We start from the raw sequence: 21,573 nt of genomic DNA, 5'->3' as shown, positions 1-21,573 counted from the left end.
TCCACCATGACACCCAGATACCGCGGCATCTTCCCGGTGGTGCCCACCACCTTCACCGAACAGGGCGCGCTCGACCTCGAAAGCCAGAAGCGCTGCGTCGATTTCATGATCGACGCGGGCTCCGACGGGCTGTGCATTCTTGCCAACTTCTCGGAGCAGTTCGTGCTCTCCGACGAAGAGCGCGAGGTGCTCACGCGCACCGTGCTCGAGCACGTGGCGGGCCGCGTGCCGGTGATCGTCACCACCACCCACTACAGCACCCGCATCTGCGCCGAGCGCAGCCGGCGCGCGCAAGACATGGGCGCCGCCATGCTGATGGTGATGCCGCCGTATCACGGCGCCACGTTCCGCGTGCCGGAGCCGCAGATCTTCGAGTTCTATGCCGGCCTCTCGGATGCCGTGAGCATTCCGATCATGATCCAGGACGCACCGGCGAGCGGTACGGTGCTGTCGGCGCCGTTCCTTGCGCGCATGGCCAAGGAGATCGAACAGGTCGCGTATTTCAAGATCGAGACCGCCGGTGCGGCCTCGAAGCTGCGCGAGCTGATTCGCCTGGGCGGCGATGCCATCGAAGGCCCATGGGACGGCGAGGAAGCCATCACGCTGATGCCCGACCTCGACGCTGGCGCCACCGGCTCGATGACGGGCGGCGGTTTTCCCGATGGGATCCGGCCGATCATCGAGGCGCACCGTGCGGGCGACCGCGACAAGGCCTTTTCGCTGTACCAGCAATGGCTGCCGCTCATCAACTACGAGAACCGCCAGGCCGGCCTCCTGGCCTGCAAGGCGCTGATGAAGGAAGGCGGCGTGATCGCCTGCGAAGCGCCGCGCCACCCGCTGCCGGCGCTGCACCCCGACACGCGCGCCGGGTTGATCGAAACCGCGAAGCGGCTCGATCCCCTCGTGCTGCGCTGGGGCAAGTAGAAGCTAGCGATTTTCGAGTTCGCTGACCTGCAGAGACAGGTCGAACAGCTTCGACTTGCTCGCGTAATAGCGGTCGAGCCGCCATTCCTTCAGGATGTCCATCGCGAGCTCGAAGCTCTTGTAGTCGAGGCTGTAGAGCCTGACCAGTTCGAAACTGCGTTCGGATTCGAGCGCCAATACGAGCTGGGCCAGGATCTTGGCCGATTCGTTCGCCGGGTCCGTTTCTATGAATCGGCGGGCGAGCTTGATGGCATTCATGGGAAAGAGTTTCTCGGTAGTCAGAGAGCGAGAACTATAGCTAGCAGCCTGCCGTGCTTTATGACAGTCGCGTGACAAGACGGGTCATCACAGCACGCTTGCGGATGGCGTACCTATCCCGCCGCCGGCATGGATGCGGGCGACGGGATGATGCATGCATCGCCCGGTGCTTCAGCGGGCAGGCGCAGGCATGGGTGCCGGCATCGGCTCCATGGGCGCAATCGGCGTCATCGGCGCAATCGCCGGCGCGGGAACGCGTGAAGGTGCGGGCATCGGAGCCGGCATTGCGGCCGGCGCAGGCATGACGACCGTGGTGACCGACTCGCGGATCACGCCGCCGCCCATCACGCTGCCGTCCACGGCGCCGCGGGTGTTGCCGCTGCCGCCGAGCACGCGTGCTTCGCAGTCTGCGCGATCGGCCGGCGGCTGGAGTCCGCAACGTGCGAGCGCATTGCGCTGGTAGTCGGGCGCGCTGGTGAGTCCGCCGCGCGCGGCTTCCTGGCGTGCGGCGCCGGCTTCGCGAATGCAGGCCGCGCGGTCTTGCTGGTTGCGGCCGCAAACCGAGAGTTCCTGCTGGTAAGTGGAATCGCCGCGACGCGGCTGGGCCGAGGCCGTGGTGGCCATGGCGACACCGCCCACTGCAATCAGGGCGGCAATCATCGAACGTGTGGTGCTGTTCATGGGGTGCTCCTTGGAGTGACCTGAAACATGAGACCGTTGGACATGGCGGGCCGCATCGGGTTCCGCGCGGCCCGATGTTCAGCGAGTGGAGGCGGCGGGTTGCGCCGGCAACGGCGTCACTGTTTCGCGGATGACGCCGCCGCCCATCACGCTGCCTTCGGTGGTGGTGCGCGCGCCGCCCTGCAGGCGGGCTTCGCAATCGGCGCGGTCGGCCGCGGGCTGTTCACGGCAGCGCGCCATCGCATTGGCGTCGTAGCGGCCGGGGCTGGCACTCGTGAGGCCGTCGCGGCGGTTCGCTTCCTGGCGCGCGGCGCCGGCTTCGCGAAGGCAGGCCGCGCGGTCTTGCTGGACGCCGTCGCACACGGCGCGTTCTTGCTGCGCGCGGGCGGCCGTGCCCGGCGCCTGCGCGTTGGCGTGCGGCGCGCCGAGCATGAGAAAACCGCTTGCTGCAAAAAGCGCGGCAGCAGAAAGGGTGGAACGAACTGTTGTTGTCATCGGGTGCTCCTGGTTAAGGCGCGCCCTCCGAAAGCGCGACCGGAGCAGCAGTGTGGTCCGGCGCACCCGCCACAGGGTGTGGGACGGCAGAGCCAGCTGACCCGGCCAGACTCGCCGATGCGTGTGGGACGTGTCCGGCAGGGCGGCCGAAAGGGCCGCCCCGCCGTGCGTTCAGCCCGCCGCGATGCGCTGCGCGAGATGCGCCAGCGCTTCTTCGACCTGGTCGACCAGGATCAGCGACAGGTCGCCCGGCTGCAGGCGCGCCAGCGCGGTGTCGATGGCGACGAACTCGCCGCGAATCTCGTCGATCTGGCGCGTGCGTGCCGCGCCCTGCAGGCCTTGGCGCAGCAGTGCCATCACCTCGCCGTCGGCGCGGCCGCGCTGGGCCGCGTCCTGGTAGAGGATCACGTCGTCGAAGGCCTGGCCGAGGATGGCGGTCTGGTCGCGAATGTCGGAATCGCGGCGGTCGCCCGCGCCGCTGATCACCACCGAGCGCTTGTTGGCCGGCATGGTGTCGACGGCCGACACCAGCGCGCGCATGGCGTCGGTGTTGTGGCCGTAGTCGGCGATCACGGTGGCGCCGCGGTACTCCATGACATTGAAGCGCCCCGGCACGCCGGCCGCGTCGTTCATGAAGCTCGCGAGGCCGCTGCGAATGGTGTCCCAGTCGAGGCCGACGGCCCAGGCCGCGGCCACCGAGGCCATCACGTTGTCGACCTGGAAGCCGATGGTGCCGTTGCGCGTGATGGGCACATCGCGCAGCGCAATGCGTTCGCGCCACGAGCCTTCGGCGGCAACCAGCGTGTCCTGGTCGACGTAGACGGTGCGCTTGCCTTGGGCGCGGTGCGTGGCCATGACCGGATGCTGGCGGTCGGCGGTGAAGAAGATCACGTGGCCGGGGCAGCCTGCCGCCATGGCGGCCACGTTGGGGTCGGCGGCGTTCAGCACCGCGTAGCCGTCGGGTGCGACGTTGCGAACGATCACGCGCTTGAGCACCGCGAGGTCTTCGACGGTGGTGATGTAGTTCAGGCCCAGGTGGTCGCCGCTGCCGATGTTGGTGACCACGGCCACCTCGCAGCGGTCGAAGCCGAGGCCTTCGCGCAGCACGCCGCCGCGCGCCACTTCGAACACGGCCGCATCCACGTCGGGATGCATCAGCACGTTGCGCGCGCTCTTGGGGCCGCTGCAGTCGCCGCTGTCGGTCTGGCGTCCGTCGACGTACACGCCGTCCGTGTTGGTCATGCCGGTGCGCAGGCCGCTCGATGCGAGCAGGTGGTTGATGAGCCGCGCCGTGGTCGTCTTGCCGTTGGTGCCGGTGACGGCGACGACCGGAATGCGGCCGTCGTCGCCATGCGCGAAGAGCGTGTCCATTACCGCCTCGCCGACCGCGCGGCCGCGGCCGAAGGAGGGCGAGATGTGCATGCGCAGGCCGGGCGCGGCGTTCACTTCGACCACGCCGCCATGTTGTTCTTCGAGCGGACGCAGCACGTTCTCGCACACCATGTCAACGCCGCAGATGTGCAGGCCGACCATCTGCGCCGCATCGACCGCGCGCGCGGCCACTTCGGGGTGCACGGTGTCGGTCACGTCGGTGGCGGTGCCGCCGGTGGACAGGTTGGCGTTGTTGCGCAGCACCACGCGCTGGCCGCGCGCGGGCACGCTGTCGGGCGTGAGGCCCTCGGCTTCGAGGCGGCCGATGGCGATGTCGTCGAGGCGGATTTTGGTGAGCGAGGTGGCGTGGCCTTCGCCGCGGCGCGGGTCCTGGTTCACGGTGTCCACGAGTTGGCGCACGGTGGAACTGCCGTCGCCGATCACGTTCGGCGGATCGCGCCGCGCGGCTGCGACGAGGCGGTCGCCCACCACGAGCAGGCGGAAGTCGAAGCCCGGCAAAAATTTCTCGACCATGACTTCGCCGTACCCGGCAGCCGATTCATAGGCGGCCGTGAGTTGCTCGCGCGTCGTGATGTTGACCGTGACGCCCTTGCCCTGGTTGCCGTCTTGCGGCTTCACCACCACCGGCAGGCCGATTTCCATGGCCGCGGTCCAGCCGTCTTCGGCATCGGCGACGGGCCGGCCGAGCGGCACGGGCACGCCGGCCGCATTGAGCAACTGCTTGGTGAGTTCCTTGTCCTGCGCGATCGATTCGGCCACGCCGCTGGTGCTGTCGATCTCGGCCGCCTGGATGCGGCGCTGCTTGGAGCCCCAGCCGAACTGCACCAGGCTGCCGCTGGTCAGCCGGCGGTAGGGAATGCCGCGCGCCACCGCGGCATCGACGATAGAGCCGGTGCTCGGGCCGAGGCGCTCCGACTCGTCGAGATCGCGCAGTTCCGTGATGGCCGCGGTGGCATCGAAGGCCGTGCCGTTCATCGCGGCCGCGACCAGCTCTTCGGCCAGCGCGAGTGCGCGGCGGCCGACGGCTTCTTCGCTGTACTGGAACGTGACCTGGTAGACGCCTTCTTCCACCGTGGGCGAGGTGTGGCCGAAGTTGACGGCACAGCCGGCCTGGGCCTGCAGCGCCACGGCGGCGTTCTCGAGCACGTGCGCGAGCGCCAGCGGCTGGCCCAGCACCATCGGGTGCAGTTCGCCGATGGTGGGAAAGCGGGCGCGCAGGCGGGCTTCGAAGCCCGGCAGCCGGCTGATGGCGTTTTCATCGCCTTCGCAGGCAATCACCGCTTCGATGGCGGTGTGGCGGCTCCAGAGATTGGGGCCGCGCAGGGCGCGGATACGGGTGACTTTCATGGGGCGGCGGTGCGCGTCAGGCGAATTGTTGTTGGGACGAAAGGGGCTGCGTCTGCGAGAGCTGCAGCGAAGCCAGCGCCGCCTGCAAGTCGGCCTCGAAGGCTTCGACGCCGGCGCCGATGAGGTTCAGCGGAATGCCCAGCGCCCAGGCCGCGGCCACGGCGGCCAGCACGCTCTCGAGGCTGACGCCCGCGTGCGTTGCACGCCAGACGGTCAGGCGGCCGAGGCCCGGCAGGAACGATTCGCTGCTGCCGTTCGCCAGCACCACGCGGTCTTGCCGAACCAGCACGGCCCTTCCACCCGCGGTCTGGTGCGCGGTGAGCGCGGCGGCTTGCGGATCGGCGGCATACAGAATGACGGCGCCGTCGCACAGCGGCGCCAGGCCCGCCACGCGCGGGTCGCCCGCGTTCAGCACGGCCGTGCCTTCGCCGAGCACCACGTCGACCTGTGTGCGCAGCACCTTGACCAGCTGGTCGCTTTCGGTGATGTCGTAGTCGGCCAGCGCTTCGGCGCCTTCGAGGTCGGTCACGATGCCGACTTCGCAGCGGTCGTAGGCGAGGCCGTCGCGCAAGATGGTTTCGGCGCCGTTCTCGATCACCACTGCCTGCACGGCCCGGTTCACGAGCAGACGGTGGCCGGCGTCCCAGTTGGCGCTGTCGCGTGCATCGACGCGGCGGCGTTCGAGGAACAGGCCGTCGCGGCAGGCCAGTCCGGTGTGGCGCCCGCCGAGGTTGATGAGCCAGGCGACCAGGCGCGCGAGCACGGCGGTGTTTTGGGAGCCCGCGACGCCCACCACCGGAATGCGGCCCGGCGCGTCGTTGGGGAACAGGTGGTCGCAAATCGCGCGGCCCACCGGGCGCGGCGAGCCGACGGCCGGCTTCAGGTGCATCAGCAGGCCAGGGCCGGCGTTGACTTCGACGATCGCGCCGCGCTGCGGACCGAGCGGCTTGCCGATGTCCTGCGCCACGAGGTCGATGCCCGCGATGTCCAGGCCGACCACGCGGGCGGCCAGCACGGCGGCGTGCGCAACTTCGGGGTGGACCTGGTCGGTGCAGTCGTTGGCCATGTTGCCGTTGCGCTGGATCGTGACCACGCGGCCGGCGGCCGGCACGGAAGCACCGTCCAGTTCCTGGCGCTTGAGTTCGAGCTGCAGCTTGGCGTCGGTCGCCAGCACGATCAGGTCGAGCGGGTATTCCTCTTCGGCGCCGCGGCGCGGGTCGCTGTTGAGCTGCTTCTCGATGAGCTCGGCCACGCTGAGCTTGCCGTCACCGGTCACGGTGATGATCTCGCCGCGCGCGGCCGCCACCACTTCGCCGCCCACCACCAGCAGGCGGTGTTCGTGGCCGCGGATGAAGCGCTCGACCATCACGTCGCTGCCTTCGGGCTCGGCGACCGCGTAGGCGGCCATGACTTCTTCGCGCGTCGTCAGTTCGAGCGACACGCCGCGGCCGTGGTTGGCATCCGACGGCTTCACGACCACCGGCAGGCCGATGTCTTCGGCGGCTTCCCAGGCTTCTTCGGCGCTGGCCACCACCTGGCCTTCGGGCACCGGCACGCCGCAGCTCGCGAGCAGCGACTTGGTCAGTTCCTTGTCGCTGGCAATCGATTCGCCGATGGCGCTGGTGTAGTCGGTCTCGGCGGTCCAGATGCGCTGTTGGTTGGCGCCGTAGCCCAGTTGCACCAGGTTGCCGCTATTGAGCCGCATGTGCGGAATGCCGCGGTCGGTGGCGGCGGACACGATGGCCGCGGTGCTCGGGCCGAGGTAGCAGTCTTCGACCTTGGCCTTGACCGCGTCGACCGCCTTTTGCACGTCGGCGGCGGTGAACGGGTCGTTGTTGATCGCGGCCATCAGCAGGCGGTGGCCCTCGGCCAAGGCGACCCGGGCGACCTGCTCGTCACGCGCACGGAACACCATGCGGTAGACGCCGTGCTCCGAGGTGCTGCGGGTTTGCCCGAAACCGGTCGGCATGCCGGCCAGGTTCAAGAGCTCGATGACGACGTGTTCGAGCACATGGCCCGACCAGGTGCCTTCGGTCAGGCGCTGGATGAAACCGCCGCGCTCGCCCACGCCGCAGTGGTGCTCGATGAGCGCCGGCAGCAGGCCGGTCAGGCGGTCGGTAAAACCGTCGATCTTGTTGGAGGGGTAGTCTTCCAGTTGGCCCAGGTCGAGCCAGACTTCGAGCACCGGACGGTAGGTCCAGAGATTGGGACCGCGCAAATAGTTGATGCGCAGCAGGCGGATGTCGTCGAAACGGGTCATGCAAACGTTCGATGTGCTTTGGCCGAGCACCACGGCGCCTTCAAGCGCGCCCATGGCAATCGGTCAGAATCGGCGCCCGACAAAGGACGCCATGACGCGGTCCACGCGGCCCGCGACGGGCAAGAGTCAAAGAAACACAATGCAACATCACGATCCAGTCGGCACCCGGGAGGGCGAAACAGAGGCGGCATCAGACGCGCTGAAAAGCCGGCTCACTGCCGCGGAAAACGTTCTGGTAACACTGGCGGTTGACCTCGACGAAGAACTTCTGTTTACGTTCGGCCTCGTGGCCCTGACCGATCGGCGGCTGCTGGCGCTGCAACCGGGCGGGCAGTGGTGTGAGTGGTCACTAGCCGATCCATCCCTCGAACTGTATCTGAACGACCATTCGGGCGTCGGAACCCTCGATCTCGTCGGCCCCGCAGGGCGTCTGGCGCGCTGGCGCTACACGCTGGCGAGCCAGCCCGCCGCGCTCCGGCTGCTCAAGCTGTTCGGCCAGCGCGCGAACGGAGCTGTCGCCGAGGCGACAGCCGAGCCCGACGGCGACGACACGGCCGCCGCCGACACCGAACTCCAGACGCCGCCATCGACCTGGGTGCTGCTGCGCCTGGGCCGCTTCGCAAAGCCCTACCGCAAGCAGCTGATCACGGGGTTTTTCCTGACCCTGATTTCGACCGCCGCCACCCTGGTGCCGCCGTACCTGACCATCCCGCTGATGGACGACATCCTGATTCCATTCCAGAACGGGCAGAAGATCGATCCGTCCCGCGTGGCGATTTACCTGAGCGGCCTGCTCGGCGCGGCGCTGGTCGGATGGGGCTTGGGCTGGGCGCGTACCTACCTGCTGGCGCTGGTGTCGGAGCGCATCGGCGCCGACCTGCGCACCACCACGTACGAGCACCTGCTGACGCTGCCGCTCGATTATTTCGGCGGCAAGCGCACGGGCGACCTGATGTCGCGCATCGGCTCCGAAACCGACCGCATCAACGTGTTTCTCTCGCTGCACGCGCTCGATTTTGCGAACGACGTGCTGATGATCGTGATGACCGCGGTCATTCTGGTGTCGATCAACCCGCTGCTCGCGGCGGTCACGCTGGTGCCGCTGCCCTTCATCGCCTGGATGATCCACGTGGTGCGCGACCGGCTGCGCACGGGTTTCGAAAAGATCGACCGCGTGTGGTCGGAGGTCACCAACGTGCTGGCCGATACCATCCCCGGCATTCGCGTGGTCAAGGCCTTTGCGCAGGAGCGCCGCGAAGCCGAGCGCTTCCGCATTGCGAACGTCTACAACCTGCAGGTGAACGACAAGCTCAACCGCACCTGGTCGCTGTTCACGCCCACCGTGTCGCTGCTGACCGAGATCGGCCTGCTCGTGGTGTGGGGCTTCGGCATCTGGCAGGTGGCGCGCGGCAGCATCACCGTGGGTGTGCTCACTGCCTTCATTGCGTACATCGGGCGCTTCTACACGCGGCTCGATTCCATGAGCCGCATCGTTTCGGTCACGCAAAAGGCCGCGGCGGGCGCCAAGCGCATCTTCGACATCCTGGACCACGTGAGCAACGTGCCCGAGCCCGCCAACCCGGTGAAGATCGAGCGCGTGCAGGGCCGCATCGAGATGAGCGGGCTGGGCTTTCGCTACGGTTCGCGTGCGGTGATCCGCGACCTCGACCTGATCATCGAGCCCGGCGAGATGATCGGGCTGGTGGGCCACAGCGGATCGGGCAAGAGCACGCTGGTCAACCTGATCTGCCGCTTCTACGACGTGACCGACGGCGCCATCAAGGTCGACGGCACCGACATCCGCCGCTTTGCCGTGGCCGACTACCGGCGCCACGTGGGCCTGGTGCTGCAGGAGCCGTTCCTGTTCTTCGGCACCATTGCGCAGAACATCGCCTACGGCAAGCCCGATGCCACGCGCGAAGAAATCGTGGCCGCCGCGCGGGCCGCGCATGCGCACGATTTCATCCTGCGCCTGCCGCACGGCTACGACTCGCTCGTCGGCGAGCGCGGCCAGGGGCTTTCGGGCGGCGAGCGGCAGCGCATCAGCATTGCGCGCGCGCTGCTCATCGACCCCCGCATCCTGATCCTCGACGAGGCCACCTCGGCCGTGGACACCGAGACCGAGAAAGAGATTCAGAAGGCGCTCGACAACCTCGTGCAGGGCCGCACCACCATTGCGATTGCGCACCGTTTGTCGACGCTGCGCAAGGCCGACCGGCTGGTGGTGATGGACCGCGGCGAAGTGGTCGAGGTCGGTCCGCACGACGAACTGATGGCGAAGCAGGGCGCCTACTGGCGGCTCTACCAGGCGCAGCTGCGCCAGGCAGACGACGATGCGAGCGAAGGCGCGGTCGACGAACGCGCCGGCGCCCAGCTGCCGCTGGTCATCAGCCATGCAGCCCATCCGGCCGGAGACGCGTGATGAGCGACACCATTCCCACTTTCAATCTCGAGCGCGACGCCTTTGGCCGCCTGGTGCTGACCGATGCCGAGGGCGAGCGCCACGTGGGCGTGACACCCGTGCGCGCCTTTCCGCTCAGCGCGCCCGGCGAGGGCGTGTCGCTGGTCGGCAGCGAAGGCCGCGAGCTGGTCTGGATCGATCGCATCGAGGTCTTGCCGCCGGAAACGCGCACATTGCTGGAGCAAGAGCTGGCGGTGCGCGACTTTGCGCCCACGCTGCTGAAGCTGCATGGCGTTTCGAGCTTCGGCGTGCCCAGCACTTGGACCGTGAGCACCGACCGCGGCGACACCACGTTCGTGCTCAAGGCCGAGGAAGACATCCGCCGGCTCGAAGGCGGTGCGCTGCTGATCGCCAGCGCCCATGGCGTGCAGTTCCGCATTCCCGACGTGAAGGCGCTCGACCGCCCTTCGCGCAAGCTGCTCGAGCGCTTTCTCTAGCAGGCTGCGAAAATCGGGGCTTTGAACCTGCAACAACGGCCCGCCGTTGAAGAGAAGAAGAAATGCCCCTGCACACCACCGCCCTCGTCCTGTTCTCCGGTGGCCAGGACTCGACCACCTGCCTCGCGGACGCGCTCTCCAAGTACCAGCGTGTGGAAACGCTGGGCTTCGACTACGGCCAGCGCCATCGCGTCGAACTCGACGTGCGCGGCACCATCCTCGCGCAGCTGCGCGAGCGCTTTCCCGATTGGGCGCCGCGCCTGGGCGAAGACCACGTGCTCACGCTCGCGGCGCTGGCGCAACTCGGCGGCTCCTCGCTGACGGAAGAGGTCGCGTTCGAAATGCAGGCCGACGGCCTGCCCAACACCTTCGTGCCGGGCCGTAACCTGCTGTTCCTCACGCTCGCCGGGGCGCTGGCCTACCGGCGTGGCCTGCAGGTGATCGTCACCGGCGTCTGCGAGACCGACTTCTCGGGCTACCCCGACTGCCGCGACGACACCATGAAGGCCATGCAGCTCGCGCTGTCGCTCGGGTTGGAGCGCCGCCTCGTCATCGAAACGCCGCTGATGTGGATCGACAAGGCCGAAACCTGGCAGATGGCGCACCGCCTGGGCGGCGAGCCGCTGGTCGACCTGATCGTGGAAGAAACCCACACCTGCTACCTCGGCGACCGGGAACATCGCCAGGCCTGGGGCTATGGCTGCGGCGAGTGCCCCGCTTGCGACTTGCGCAAGAAGGGCTGGGAGCGCTACGCCGCCGCTGGCTGAGTTGCCGAAATGTTCAGGCGGTAGCGCGCGCCGCCGTTCGCCGCCGAGCCCTCGGGCTGCGGCACCAGTGTCCAGCGCTGGTTGTGGAAGTCGCCCACTGCGGCACGGTGCGCGATGGACACCATCGCTCCGCCCGCGGCCTGCACCGTGGCTGCGAGGCGCTTGTACAGGACGCCTTCGGCCTCGGCGTCGAGCGCACTGGTGATTTCGTCGGCGAACAGCCAGGCCGGCTTCTTGAGCAGCACCCGCGCGATGGCCAGCCGTTGCTGCTCGCCGCCCGAGAGCTTCTGGCCCCATGAGTCGCTGTCGTCGAGCCGGTTGGCCAGGTCAGGAAGCAAGGCGTCCGTCAAGGCCTGGCGCAGCTGGTCGTCGCTGAAATTCGCGGCCGGGTTCGGATAAGTGAGTGCGTCGCGCAGCTTGCCGTCGGGCACGTAGGGCCGCTGCGGCATGAAGACCGCGTCGTCCGGCACCCGCACATGGCCGCGAGCGAAAGGCCAGATACCCGCGAACGCGCGGAACAAGGTCGATTTGCCGCTGCCCGAGGGGCCCTGCAGCAGCACGCTGTCGCCGGGCCCGACCGAGAGTGCCGTGTTGTCGACGAGCGTTGTGCCATCGGGTAGCGCAATCGACAAGTCGTCGGAACGAAGGCTGGCGGCGCTGTCACGCTCGAGTTGCCTGCTCGGTGTTTCTTGAGCGCGCATGGCATCGTCGAAGCTGGTGAGCCGGTCTGCGGTGGCGCGCCAGATGGCAACGCGGTCATAGTTGTCGACGAACCACGACATGGCGTCCTGCACCGTGTTGAAGGCGCGGCTGATCTGCATCAGCTCGCCGAATTGGATTGCGCCGCTGAAGAAGCGAGGGGCCGCCAAGAAGTAGGGGAACACGATGGCCAGTTGCCCGAACGACGATGTGAAGAACACCAGGTTCTTCTGTTGCTTGATGAGGGACAGATAATTGCGCAGCACGCTCGTAAAGCGCGTATCGAGCTGGCCGCGCTCCACACTTTCGCCTCGGTCGAGCGCGATCGCTTCGCTGTACTCGCGTACCCGCACCAAGTGGTGGCGGAAGTCGGCTTCGAGCCGCTGCTGCTGGAAGTTGAGGCTGATCAGCGGCCGCCCGATGAAGTGGGTAATGACCGTGCCGACGGCGCAATAGAGCACGGCGACCCAGACCATCAAGCCCGGGATGGTGAATTCGCGCCCGTCGAAGTTGAAGGCGAACTGGCCGGACAGTCCCCAGAGAATGCCGATGAAGGTCACGAGTGTGACCACTGAATTCAGGATGCCCATCGACAGCGTGACCGAGTAATCGGTGAAGAGCTGCATGTCTTCCTGAATGCGCTGATCGGGGTTGTCGGTTTGCACCTGCCGATCGTCCGCGGCGGCAGCCTTTTGCGCATACCGCGCGAGTTCCAGCCGGTAGAAGGTCCGGTTGGCCATCCAGCGGCTCATGTAGCTGCGCGTCATCCACGCGCGCCAGCGCACCTGGAGCAATTGGGTCAAATAGAACTTGAAGACCGCGACGCTGATGCCGGCCATCGCGATGTACGTGAACCGCAGCAGCTGGCTCCAGAAGACTGTTTCGTTCTTGTTCTGCAGGGCGTCGAAGAAGATCCGACTCCAGTCATTGAGGAGAACCGACACGTAGACAGTGCCGAGGTTCAGCGCAATCACACCCAAGAACAAGCTGCGTGCCCGCCATTTCTCCTCGGATCTGAAATAGGGAGCTGAAAGCGCAAGAACGCGGCGCAGAACCTGGACGAACGTGGCGGCACGCGCCGTGACGGATAAAGACATGCAGATTTCCTCGCTGGGCGTGGTCGCGCCCGGTATCGTGAGGAACCATAGTAGTCAAATGTTCCTTAAACGGGCCTGAAGTCGACGCGGAACGACGAGGTATTGCGCGGCGCGGCGTCCGACTTGACTTGCAGGGCGGCGGGCATAGCATCCGCCGCATGAGAAGCTCAGCCTTCGTTCTTCTGTTCTGCCTCGGTCTGCTGACCGCCGGCTGCAACGACAAGCCCAAGCCGGGCGGGCCGATGCCCAAGGCTTCGGCGGACGTCGTGATGCCGGCGCCGTTCGCGGGCTGATTCGCCGCACCGGGCGCAGGCGGCCGCGCGCCGCCGGTCATTGCGCGCTCGCGTCGATGCGTCTCCGCGTCCGGGGGTATTCTCGGTGCGGAGAAAAAACAATGAGAACACCCGAGACAGCTATCCACCAGGCCGATTCACGCTATGCCATGCTGCGGCTCGGCATCACCTTGCTGGTGATGACGGTCGGCAGCAGCGGCATGTATGTCGTCTCTGTGATGCTGCCCGCCGTGCAGGCCGAGTTCGGCGTCGCGCGCGCCGATGCCTCCTTGCCGTACACCCTGCTGATGCTCGGCTTCGGCGTGGGCGGCGTGCTGATGGGGCGGTTGGCCGATCGCTTCGGCGTGATGTGGCCTTTGCTGATCGGCGCGTTGAGCCTCGGTATCGGCTATGTCGCGTGCGGCATGGCCGGCAGCATCGTCGGCTTCATTGCGGCGCAGGCCGTGCTGGTCGGGCTGCTGGGCAGTGCTGCGGCTTTCGCGCCGCTGGTGGCGGACACGTCGCTGTGGTTCGTCAAGCGGCGCGGCATTGCGGTGGCGGTGTGCGCAAGCGGCAACTATGTGGCCGGCGCCATCTGGCCGCCGATCGCACAGCACTTCATCGAGACGGTCGGCTGGCGCCAGACCTACATCGGCATGGGCATCTTCTGCGGCCTGGCTATGGCGGCGCTCGCGCTTTTCTTTCGTGCACGGCCGCCGGCATTGGCCGCCGCGCCGGTGGGCGCTGCATTCAGCGCGGCGCCTATGCGCGACATGACGCGGCCCTTCGGCCTCAGCATGGGCACGGCCCAAGGCCTGCTGTGCGTGGCGGGCGTGGCCTGCTGCGTGGCCATGGCGATGCCGCAGGTCCACATCGTCGCCTATTGCGGCGACCTCGGCTACGGTGCCGCGCGGGGTGCGCAGATGCTGTCGCTGATGCTGGGCTTCGGCGTGGTGAGCAGGCTCGTGTCGGGCGCCATCTGCGATCGCATCGGCGGGTTGCGCACGCTGCTGCTGGGCGGCCTGCTGCAGTGCGTGGCGCTGCTGCTGTTCCTGCCGTTCGACGGGCTGGTGCCGCTGTATGTGATCTCGGCGCTGTTCGGCCTGTTCCAGGGCGGCCTCGTGCCGTCTTACGCAATCATCGTGCGCGAGCACTTTCCGCCCGCGGAAGCAGGCGCGCGCGTGGGCACAGTGCTGATGTTCACGTTGTTCGGCATGGCGCTCGGCGGCTGGATGTCGGGCAAGATCTTCGACCTGACGGGCAGCTACCACGCAGCGTTTTTGAACGGCATCGGCTGGAACCTGCTGAACGTCAGCATCGCGGCGATGCTGACGTTCAGGATTCGGCAACTGTGGCTTCGCACTGCCGCGGCGTAGCGGGCGCCGTCAGAAATCGGCCAAGCCCATCGCCGGGTCGCTCACCGAGTGCTTGCCGGTTTCCACACGGCCGGCAAAGCGGCGCAGGTAACCGGAGTCGGCATCGCAGGTTACCGCGAAGTCATACCACTGGCCGCTGGTGGCGAGCTCCCAGTGCTGTTCGGCTGCGGCGCCCCCATTCACGGTTGCAATCCACGGACCGTCGTCGCGGTAAGCCTTGGCGCTCACCGTGAACTTGCAGCCCTTCGTTCCGCCGTTGCGCATGTCGAGGTAGACGTTGCCGTTGGCAATGTCGTAGCACACCCGTACTTCAGGGTTGGCGCCGCTCGTGCGCAGCGCGTCGAGATTGCCCTTGAAGTGACGGTGAAAACCGTTGGGGCCGAGCACCCACAGGTCGTAGAAGCCGCTGTTGTCGGCGGCCACGTTCCAGCTGTCGTCGAGCGTCTTGCCGGCTTCCACCGTGTAGCGGCGCGGCAGGCGGCCGAGGTTGAGCTTGTCGTACACATGGAACACCGCGCCTTCCTTGCCTGTGTTCGAGAACAGCAATTGCACCGTGCCGGCCGCCGCATCGGCGCGCGCGCTGGCATGCAGCTCGTAAGGCAGCGCGCGCGAGGGACGCGTGCCCGTCGGTTGGCGCGGCACCTGTGGGTCGATCGGCAACGGCACCTGGCCCAGCGCCTCCTGGCTCAGCCGGAGCTGGTCGGCCTGATCGCGGGTGCTGCGGCCCGCCAGCGTGGGCAGAGGTTCGTCGTTCGGGTTGGCGAAGTTGAAGGCGCTGGTGAGGTCGCCGCACACCGTGCGCCGGAAGGCGCCGATGTGGGGCTCCTTCACGCCGAAGCGCGCTTCGATGAAGCGGATCACCGACGTGTGGTCGAAGGCCTGCGAGTTGACCCAGCCGCCGCGGCTCCACGGCGAGATCACGTACATCGGCACGCGCGGGCCGGGGCCGTACACGCGTCCGTCCGGCGAAGGTTGTTTGGTGCTGCCGGGCGGTGCCGCCTGGGTGAAGTACTCGGGGACCAGGTCCGTATCGGGCAGCGTGGTCTTGCCGGCAAAGGTGCCGTCGCCGACCGGCGATGGCGCCGAAGGCGAGGGCAGATGGTCGAAGTAGCCGTCGTTCTCGTCGAAGTTGACGAGCAGCACGGTCTTGCTCCACACCTCGGGCACGGCCGTGAGCGCATCCAGCACCTCTTGCAGGAACCATGCGCCTTGCACCGGACTCGACGGGCCCGGATGCTCGCAGTAGATGGACGGCGCATTCATCCAGCAGACCTGGGGCAACTTGCCTTCGCGGATGTCGCGCCTGAAGGCGTCGAGGTAGTCCTCGGGCCGAGTGCCCGGCAGCGTGTTGGCCACGCCCTTGTAGAGCGGGCTCTTCGCGTCGTCGGTGGCAGGGTCGTAGGCGCGGTAGGGCAGGGGTTGGCCCGTATTGGCATACGGCGTGTTCGGCTTGCCGCCGCTGGACACCGGAAAGCCCGAGTCGAGGTTCGCCTGGCGAAACTGGCGGAACGCTCCCAGCATGTTGTCGCCCCATTCGTCGGGCATGTTCTGGTAGCTGATCCAGCGCACGCCCGCTTCTTCCAGGCGTTCGGCATAGGTCTTCCATGTGTAGCCGGTGTTCACCGACGCGGGGCGTCCGTCGATCCAGTCCCACTCGTTGGTGACAAAGGCGGTGCCGGCGGCGGTCGCGCCATTGGTGCCGGTGAGATGGAAGGCCCGGTTCGCATCGGTGCCGGTGTGCATGCTGCAGTGGTACGCATCGCAGAGCGTGAAGGCGTTGGCCAGCGCGAACTGGAACGGGATCTCCGCCTCCTTGTGATACCCCATGGCCCTGCTGGTCTTGTAGCGCGGCCACTGGTACATGCGGCCGCTGTCCCAGGCGTTCTGGCTGTCGGCCCAGTCGTGTGGCGTGCCGCCGTCGCGCTGGGCGTTGCCTTTGCGGCTGTCCAGGTGATAGGGCAGCACCAGCTTTCCGCTGGCGTCGGTCTGCTGCCACACGTTCAGGCCCTTGGGCAGCGGAATGGTGAAGCGGTCGCCGAAGCCGCGCACGCCCATGAGCGTGCCGAAGTAGTGGTCGAACGAACGGTTCTCCTGCATCAGGATGACGATGTGCTCGACGTCGTTGATGGTGCCGGTCTTGTTGTTGGCGGGAATGGCCAACGCGCGGCGGATGCTCGGCGGAAAGGCTGAGAGCGCGAGCGCGGCGGCGCTCGTGGTTGCAGCGCCTGTAAGAAATCTGCGGCGTGAGCTCATCGTGCGTGCAGCCCTCACAGGTCGGCCAGGCCCATCGCGGGATCGCTCACCGAGTGCTTGCCGGTTTCGACGCGGCCCGCAAAGCGGCGCACGAAGCTCGTGTCGGCATCGCAGGTCACGGCAAAGTCGTACCACGCGCCGCTCTTTGCCAGGTCCCAGTGCAGCTCGGCCTTGGCGCCACTCGCCACTGTCGCGGTCCACGGGCCATCGGTGCGGTAGGCCTTGGCGCGCACGGTGAACTTGCAGGCGCTCTTGCCGCCGTTGAGCATTTCCAGATAGACGTTGCCGTTGGCGATGTCGTAGCACACGCGCACCTCAGGCGCGGCCGCGTCGCCGCTGCGAAGGGCGTTCAGGTCGCCCTTGAATTGACGGTGGAAGCCGTTCGGCCCCAGCACCCACAGGTCGTAGAAGCCGCTGTCGTCGCTCGTCGAGTTCCAGGCGTCGTCCAGCGTCTTGCCGGGCTCGACCATGTAGCGGCGCGGCAGGCGGTCGAGGTTGAGCTTGTCGTACACGTGGAACACCGCCGCGGCGGTGCCGGTGTTGGCAAACAGCAGCCGGGCTTTCCCGCCGACGGCATCGATGCGGGCGCTCGTGTGCAGCTCGTAGGGCAGCGCGCGCGAAGGGCGCGTGCCCTTGGCTTGAAACGGCAGTTGCGGCAGCGCCGGAACCGCGACCTGCGAAAGAGCCTCTTGATCGATGCGCAGCTGGTCGGCCTGCGCTTTGGTCTTGCGGCCTGCGAGCGCGGGCAGCGCTTCGTCGTTGGGCGACACGAAGTTGAAGGCGCTGGTGAGATCGCCGCACACCGCACGGCGGAAACCGCTGATGTTCGTTTCCTTGACGCCAAAGCGCGCCTCGACGAAGCGCAGCACCGAGGTGTGGTCGAAGGCTTGCGAGTTGACCCAGCCGCCACGGCTCCAGGGCGACACCACATACATCGGCACGCGCACGCCGGGGCCGTAGACGCGGCCGTCGGGCGGCGGCTGATCGGTCGTGCCTGGCGGATTCGGATGGTTGAAATACTCGGGCGCAAGTGCGTCGAGCGGCAGCGTGGTCTTTCCGGCGGGCGTTCCGTCGGCGTTGATCGACGGTGCGGCCGGCGAAGGCACATGGTCGAAGTAGCCGTCGTTCTCGTCGAAGTTGATGAAGAGCACCGTCTTGCTCCACACCTCCGGTACCGCGGTGAGCGCGTCGATGGTTTCCTGGATGTACCAGCCGCCCTGCACCGGGCTCGACGGGCCGGGGTGTTCGGAATAGGCCGCGGGCGCGACGATCCACGACACCTGGGGCAGCTTGCCGTTCTTGATGTCCTGGCGGAACTGCTCGAGAAAGCCGCCGTCGGGCATGGTGTTGGCAATGCCCTTGTAGAGCGGGTTGCCTGCGTCATCGCTGGCGGGGTCGTAAGCCGGCGAGGCCGCGTCGCCGCTCACGGGCTTGCCGGAGGCTTCGTTGGCGAGTCGGTACTGCTTGAAGCCGGCCAGCGAGTTGTCGGTGAAGTTGTCGGGCATGTTCTGGTAGACGATCCAGCTGACCTTGGCTTCCTGCAGGCGCTCGGGGTAGGTCTTCCAGCTATAGCCATTGGCGGAGCTGTCGATCCCGTCCCATTCGTTGTTGACCGTGGCCACGTTCGCGCCGGTGGGGCCGTTGGTGCCGGTCCAGAGAAACATGCGGTTCGAATTGGTGCCGGTGTGCATGCTGCAGTGGTACGCGTCGCAGAGCGTGAAGGCGTTGGCCAGCGCGAACTGGAAGGGCAGTTCCGCCTCCTGGAGGTAGCCCATCGATTGCGTGAAGGGCGCCGTCTTGGTTTTCTTGTATTTCACCCACTCGTGCATGCGCCCGCCGGCCCACGCGTCCTGGCCGTCGCTCCAACCGTGCGGCGTGCCGGTCACGCGTTGTGCATTGCCCTTCGAGCCGTCGAGGTAGTAGGGCAGCACTTCCTTGCCGGTGGCGTCCAGTTGCTGCCACACGCTGCGTCCGTTGGGCAGCGGAATGGTGAAGCGGTCGCCGAAGCCGCGCACGCCCATGAGCGTGCCGAAGTAGTGGTCGAACGAACGGTTCTCCTGCATCAGGATGACGATGTGCTCGACGTCGTTGATGGTGCCGGTCTTGTTGTTGGCCGGAATGGCCAGCGCGCGGCGGATGCTCGGCGGAAAGGCCGAGAGTGCGAGCGCGGCGGCACCGGTGGTGGCGGTGCTTGTGAGGAAACTGCGGCGTGAAGTCATGGTCTTGTGGTGTGGGTTCATGTGCTGTTGCGATGGGCGCTTCGATGGGCGCTCAAGGCGCGCAGCGCATCTCGGGCTTCACGCCCGTGTCCGGAGCGGGCGGGTTCGGATTGGCCGGTGCGTCGGGTGCAACTGGCGTGCCGGTGCCGGGCAGGAAACCGGAGAAGCCGCCGCCCCCGTCGCCGCCGCCGCAGGCGGAAAGGGCGCAAGCCAGGATCAATGCGGGAAAGAGCCGCACGAAGGGGGATGAAAGTCGCATGGTGGGTTCCTTGGAGTAGTCGTGTGTGGACGCTCGGATGCGGCAAAAAAAAGGCGCCATGAAGGCACCGCGCACCGGACAGACCGCAAGACTAGGGAGAACCCGTTACACCGCCATGAAGGAGCGATGACAACGCGAAGGCGCAGGGTGCGCCGAGGGGGACGGGGGCGCCGCGAAGGCGCCTGCCCCGCAAGAGGCTCAGTGCTCGTTGCTGATGCCGCTGGAGACGTGGCCCGCCGGCACGTGGCGTGCCGCGGCATCGACGTGGCCGGTCTGGTCGTCGAAGAAGAAGTCGGGTTCGAACTCGCGCAGGAATTCGCCCTTGGGCAGCCCGCCGAGGAACATCGCTTCATCGACGCGGATGTTCCACTTCATCAGTGTGCGAATCGCGCGTTCATGCGCGGGCGCGCTGCGTGCGGTGACGAGGGCGGTGCGGATGCGCATCTGCGCATTGCCGGCCATCTGCAGACGGTGCAGCGCGGACAGCAGCGGCTTGAAAGGGCCTTCGGGCAGCGGCAGGTCGGCCTTGCTGAGCTCGTGTGCCTGGAAGGCGTCGAGGCCCTCGGCCTGGAACACGCGCTCGGCCTCGTCGGAGAACAGCACCGCGTCGCCGTCGAAGGCAATGCGCACTTCGTTGGGCCACGCATCGCTGGCCTTGACCGATTCGACCAGCACCCGCGCGGCCGGAAAGCCCGCGTTGAGCGCCTCGCGCACGTCTTGCGCATTGACCGACAGGAACAGGTGCGCGCGCAGCGGCCGCAGGTAGCCGAAGGGCGGGCGCCCCTGCGTGAACACGCCGCGCTGCAGCTTGATGTCGGCGGCTGCACTCGAACGGAAGATGCGCATGCCCGACACAGGATCGTTGCGCGAGAGGATGACAACCTCCACGCGCTGCACGCCGTCGTCATTGAATCGCAGCAGCTTGCGGATCAGCGAGTACGCGATGCCCGGCGCGGCCGGCACGTCGATGCGGTCGAGCTGCAGCTTCATGTAGCCCTCGTTGTCGCCGGCCTCGAAGATGCGGTTTTCTTCTTCGAGGTTGAACAGCGCGCGCGACGAGATCGCGACCACGAGTTTGTCTTCGAGCGTGACGGGCATGACGTGCAGTGCTTCCTGACGGTGTTACTTGACGAACTGGTTCAGCTGGATGATAGGCAGCATCACCGCCAGCACAATGAGCATCACCACACCGCCCATGGCCACGATGAGCAAGGGTTCGAGAATGGTCGCCAGGTGCATCGCGCGGCGCTGCACTTCGGCGCCCAGCTGGTTGGCTGCGCGCTGCAGCATCAGCGGCAGCGTGCCGGTTTGTTCGCCGAGGCGGGCGAACATCGACACCAGGCCCGGAAAGCGCTTTTTCTGCGCCAGCGCCGAGGCCAGCGGCGCACCTTCGCGCACCAGCACCAGCGCATCGAGCGCATCCGCCCGCATCGCGCGATTGCCGAGCGTTTCGGAGGCGGCTTGCAGCGCGCGCAGGATCGGCACGCCCGCAGTCGCGAGCATGGCCAGCGTGCTCGCAAAACGCGCCGCGTTGTAGCCGCGCGCGAGCTTGCCGACCAGCGGCAGCGTGAGCCAGGCCGCGTCGAACTTCAGGCGAAACGCTTCTTGCGCCAACGCCAATCGCGCGGCGATGGCGGCGAACACCACGCCGCCCAGCATCCACCAACCGTAGTTGCGCACCGCGGCGCTCAGCGACAGCATCACCGTGGTGAGAAAAGGCAGCGAGCGCTTGGTGCCCGCGAACACCTGCGCCACCTGCGGCACGACATAGCTCACGAGGAAGATCACGATCACGATCGCCACCAGTGTGACGATGGCCGGATACAGCGCCGCGCCGACGAGTTTTTGCTGCAGCGCTTGCCGCTCTTCGAGGTCGTCTGCGAGCCGGTCGAGCACGAGGCCCAGGTTGCCGCTTTGTTCGCCCGCACCGATCACCGCGGTGTAGATGGGCGAGAACTCGCGCGGATGCGCGGCGAGCGCGCGTGCGAACGGCGAGCCGGCATTGACTTCGGCGCGCAGCGACGCGACGAGGTTGCGCTGCGGCTCGGTTTCCGCCTCGTCGGTGAGCGCGGTCAGCGCGCGCTCGAGCGGCAGGCCGGAAGACACCAGGCCAGCGAGTTGGCGCGTCCAGACCGCGAGGCCGGTCGAGTTGAAAATCCTTGCGCCGCCGCCGAGCCACCGGCGCAGGCCGCCGTTGCCGGTGCCGTTGACGTGGCTGCTGCTTACCGGCGTGACCGACAGCGGAATGAGTGCCTGTGCGCGCAGCAGGCTGCGGGCGCTGCGCGCGGTGTCGGCTTCGAGCACGCCTTCGCGCGACTGGCCGCTGGCATCGATGGCTTCGAAGGAATAGGCGGGCATGGCAGACCGAAAGGGCTA

The 21,573-nt window shown here is 67.3% G+C and carries 17 protein-coding genes; 6 read left to right on the top strand and 11 right to left on the bottom strand.

The genetic code is table 11. The features are described 5' to 3' along the window. The first annotated feature begins 6 nt into the window (after nucleotides 1–6). A complete protein-coding gene (locus tag QFZ42_RS19955; RefSeq protein WP_307702626.1) occupies nucleotides 7–924 on the top strand; it encodes a dihydrodipicolinate synthase family protein in 918 nt (305 codons plus the stop codon). 3 nt (nucleotides 925–927) lie between these two features. Here the strand turns inward: QFZ42_RS19955 and QFZ42_RS19950 are convergent, their stop codons facing one another. From QFZ42_RS19950 to QFZ42_RS19930, 5 genes are all read right to left on the bottom strand, one after another. Then, entirely contained in the window at nucleotides 928–1,182 is a 255-nt protein-coding gene (locus QFZ42_RS19950) for a hypothetical protein (RefSeq protein WP_307702625.1), read from the bottom strand. A gap of 171 nt (nucleotides 1,183–1,353) precedes the next feature. After that, complete coding sequence (locus tag QFZ42_RS19945) at nucleotides 1,354–1,863, bottom strand: hypothetical protein (RefSeq protein WP_307702624.1); 510 nt, start codon at nucleotides 1,861–1,863, stop codon at nucleotides 1,354–1,356. Between the two features lie 78 nt (nucleotides 1,864–1,941). Then, nucleotides 1,942–2,358 (bottom strand): hypothetical protein, encoded by a 417-nt coding sequence (locus QFZ42_RS19940; RefSeq protein WP_307702623.1) that lies wholly within the window; start codon nucleotides 2,356–2,358, stop codon nucleotides 1,942–1,944. Nucleotides 2,359–2,529: 171 nt separating this feature from the next. Further along, the gene (cphA, locus tag QFZ42_RS19935) at nucleotides 2,530–5,097 is read right to left on the bottom strand and encodes a cyanophycin synthetase (protein WP_307702622.1); all 2,568 of its coding nucleotides are present in this window, start codon (nucleotides 5,095–5,097) and stop codon (nucleotides 2,530–2,532) included. Nucleotides 5,098–5,113: 16 nt separating this feature from the next. Beyond that, nucleotides 5,114–7,357 (bottom strand): cyanophycin synthetase, encoded by a 2,244-nt coding sequence (locus tag QFZ42_RS19930; RefSeq protein ID WP_307702621.1) that lies wholly within the window; start codon nucleotides 7,355–7,357, stop codon nucleotides 5,114–5,116. 139 nt (nucleotides 7,358–7,496) lie between these two features. Between QFZ42_RS19930 and QFZ42_RS19925 the strand changes: the two genes are divergently transcribed. The 3 genes from QFZ42_RS19925 to queC all read left to right on the top strand — a co-directional run bounded on the left by QFZ42_RS19925 (nucleotide 7,497) and on the right by queC (nucleotide 11,022). Continuing rightward, nucleotides 7,497–9,779, top strand: a complete 2,283-nt coding sequence (locus QFZ42_RS19925) for a cyanophycin metabolism-associated ABC transporter (protein ID WP_307702620.1) — start codon at nucleotides 7,497–7,499, stop codon at nucleotides 9,777–9,779. Continuing rightward, a complete protein-coding gene (locus QFZ42_RS19920; RefSeq protein WP_307702619.1) occupies nucleotides 9,779–10,255 on the top strand; it encodes a cyanophycin metabolism-associated DUF1854 family protein in 477 nt (158 codons plus the stop codon). Before QFZ42_RS19925 ends, QFZ42_RS19920 begins: the two co-directional genes overlap by 1 nt. 62 nt (nucleotides 10,256–10,317) lie before the next feature. After that, complete coding sequence (queC, locus tag QFZ42_RS19915; RefSeq protein WP_307702618.1) at nucleotides 10,318–11,022, top strand: 7-cyano-7-deazaguanine synthase QueC; 705 nt, start codon at nucleotides 10,318–10,320, stop codon at nucleotides 11,020–11,022. Here the strand turns inward: queC and QFZ42_RS19910 are convergent. Beyond that, nucleotides 11,004–12,818 carry an ABC transporter ATP-binding protein/permease gene (locus tag QFZ42_RS19910; protein WP_307702617.1) on the bottom strand — a complete coding sequence of 605 codons (1,815 nt, stop codon included), beginning with the start codon at nucleotides 12,816–12,818 and terminating at the stop codon, nucleotides 11,004–11,006. The genes queC and QFZ42_RS19910 overlap by 19 nt on opposite strands. Nucleotides 12,819–12,976: 158 nt before the next feature. Here QFZ42_RS19910 and QFZ42_RS19905 point away from each other — a divergent pair, with 158 nt between their 5' ends. Together QFZ42_RS19905 and QFZ42_RS19900 are read left to right on the top strand one after the other, a co-directional pair. Then, a complete protein-coding gene (locus QFZ42_RS19905) occupies nucleotides 12,977–13,111 on the top strand; it encodes a hypothetical protein (RefSeq protein ID WP_307702616.1) in 135 nt (44 codons plus the stop codon). Nucleotides 13,112–13,212: 101 nt separating this feature from the next. Continuing rightward, nucleotides 13,213–14,466, top strand: a complete 1,254-nt coding sequence (locus tag QFZ42_RS19900; RefSeq protein ID WP_307702615.1) for an MFS transporter — start codon at nucleotides 13,213–13,215, stop codon at nucleotides 14,464–14,466. A gap of 9 nt (nucleotides 14,467–14,475) precedes the next feature. On the opposite strand, the gene QFZ42_RS19895 is transcribed toward QFZ42_RS19900, so the two are convergent. The 5 genes from QFZ42_RS19895 to gspF form a co-directional block, all read right to left on the bottom strand. Next, on the bottom strand, nucleotides 14,476–16,719 hold the full coding sequence (locus QFZ42_RS19895; RefSeq protein ID WP_307702614.1) for a phosphocholine-specific phospholipase C: 2,244 nt from the start codon (nucleotides 16,717–16,719) through the stop codon (nucleotides 14,476–14,478). A 14-nt stretch (nucleotides 16,720–16,733) separates the two neighbouring features. After that, complete coding sequence (locus QFZ42_RS19890; protein ID WP_307702613.1) at nucleotides 16,734–18,938, bottom strand: phosphocholine-specific phospholipase C; 2,205 nt, start codon at nucleotides 18,936–18,938, stop codon at nucleotides 16,734–16,736. A 52-nt stretch (nucleotides 18,939–18,990) separates the two neighbouring features. Next, nucleotides 18,991–19,197, bottom strand: coding sequence for a hypothetical protein (locus tag QFZ42_RS19885; protein WP_307702612.1), 207 nt, complete (start codon nucleotides 19,195–19,197; stop codon nucleotides 18,991–18,993). A 198-nt stretch (nucleotides 19,198–19,395) separates the two neighbouring features. Then, a complete protein-coding gene (locus QFZ42_RS19880) occupies nucleotides 19,396–20,295 on the bottom strand; it encodes a 5'-nucleotidase (RefSeq protein ID WP_307702611.1) in 900 nt (299 codons plus the stop codon). A 24-nt stretch (nucleotides 20,296–20,319) separates the two neighbouring features. Continuing rightward, on the bottom strand, nucleotides 20,320–21,555 hold the full coding sequence (gene gspF, locus QFZ42_RS19875; protein WP_307702610.1) for a type II secretion system inner membrane protein GspF: 1,236 nt from the start codon (nucleotides 21,553–21,555) through the stop codon (nucleotides 20,320–20,322). Nucleotides 21,556–21,573: the final 18 nt, after the last annotated feature.

Origin of the sequence: Variovorax paradoxus (assembly GCF_030815855.1) — a bacterium.
GTDB classification, from domain to species: domain Bacteria; phylum Pseudomonadota; class Gammaproteobacteria; order Burkholderiales; family Burkholderiaceae_C; genus Variovorax; species Variovorax paradoxus_M.
Note: the sequence above shows the minus strand (reverse complement) of the source record. Positions and strands in the feature narration are given on the sequence as shown.

Excerpts from the sequence above, each read along its gene's own strand:
- QFZ42_RS19955 (WP_307702626.1), top strand. The coding sequence starts at position 7 with ATGACACCCAGATACCGCGGCATCTTCCCGGTGGTGCCCACCACCTTC.
- QFZ42_RS19950 (WP_307702625.1), bottom strand. The coding sequence starts at position 1,182 with ATGAATGCCATCAAGCTCGCCCGCCGATTCATAGAAACGGACCCGGCG.
- QFZ42_RS19945 (WP_307702624.1), bottom strand. The coding sequence starts at position 1,863 with ATGAACAGCACCACACGTTCGATGATTGCCGCCCTGATTGCAGTGGGC.
- QFZ42_RS19940 (WP_307702623.1), bottom strand. The coding sequence starts at position 2,358 with ATGACAACAACAGTTCGTTCCACCCTTTCTGCTGCCGCGCTTTTTGCA.
- cphA (WP_307702622.1), bottom strand. The coding sequence starts at position 5,097 with ATGAAAGTCACCCGTATCCGCGCCCTGCGCGGCCCCAATCTCTGGAGC.
- QFZ42_RS19930 (WP_307702621.1), bottom strand. The coding sequence starts at position 7,357 with ATGACCCGTTTCGACGACATCCGCCTGCTGCGCATCAACTATTTGCGC.
- QFZ42_RS19925 (WP_307702620.1), top strand. The coding sequence starts at position 7,497 with ATGCAACATCACGATCCAGTCGGCACCCGGGAGGGCGAAACAGAGGCG.
- QFZ42_RS19920 (WP_307702619.1), top strand. The coding sequence starts at position 9,779 with ATGAGCGACACCATTCCCACTTTCAATCTCGAGCGCGACGCCTTTGGC.
- queC (WP_307702618.1), top strand. The coding sequence starts at position 10,318 with ATGCCCCTGCACACCACCGCCCTCGTCCTGTTCTCCGGTGGCCAGGAC.
- QFZ42_RS19910 (WP_307702617.1), bottom strand. The coding sequence starts at position 12,818 with ATGTCTTTATCCGTCACGGCGCGTGCCGCCACGTTCGTCCAGGTTCTG.
- QFZ42_RS19905 (WP_307702616.1), top strand. The coding sequence starts at position 12,977 with ATGAGAAGCTCAGCCTTCGTTCTTCTGTTCTGCCTCGGTCTGCTGACC.
- QFZ42_RS19900 (WP_307702615.1), top strand. The coding sequence starts at position 13,213 with ATGAGAACACCCGAGACAGCTATCCACCAGGCCGATTCACGCTATGCC.
- QFZ42_RS19895 (WP_307702614.1), bottom strand. The coding sequence starts at position 16,719 with ATGAGCTCACGCCGCAGATTTCTTACAGGCGCTGCAACCACGAGCGCC.
- QFZ42_RS19890 (WP_307702613.1), bottom strand. The coding sequence starts at position 18,938 with ATGACTTCACGCCGCAGTTTCCTCACAAGCACCGCCACCACCGGTGCC.
- QFZ42_RS19885 (WP_307702612.1), bottom strand. The coding sequence starts at position 19,197 with ATGCGACTTTCATCCCCCTTCGTGCGGCTCTTTCCCGCATTGATCCTG.
- QFZ42_RS19880 (WP_307702611.1), bottom strand. The coding sequence starts at position 20,295 with ATGCCCGTCACGCTCGAAGACAAACTCGTGGTCGCGATCTCGTCGCGC.
- gspF (WP_307702610.1), bottom strand. The coding sequence starts at position 21,555 with ATGCCCGCCTATTCCTTCGAAGCCATCGATGCCAGCGGCCAGTCGCGC.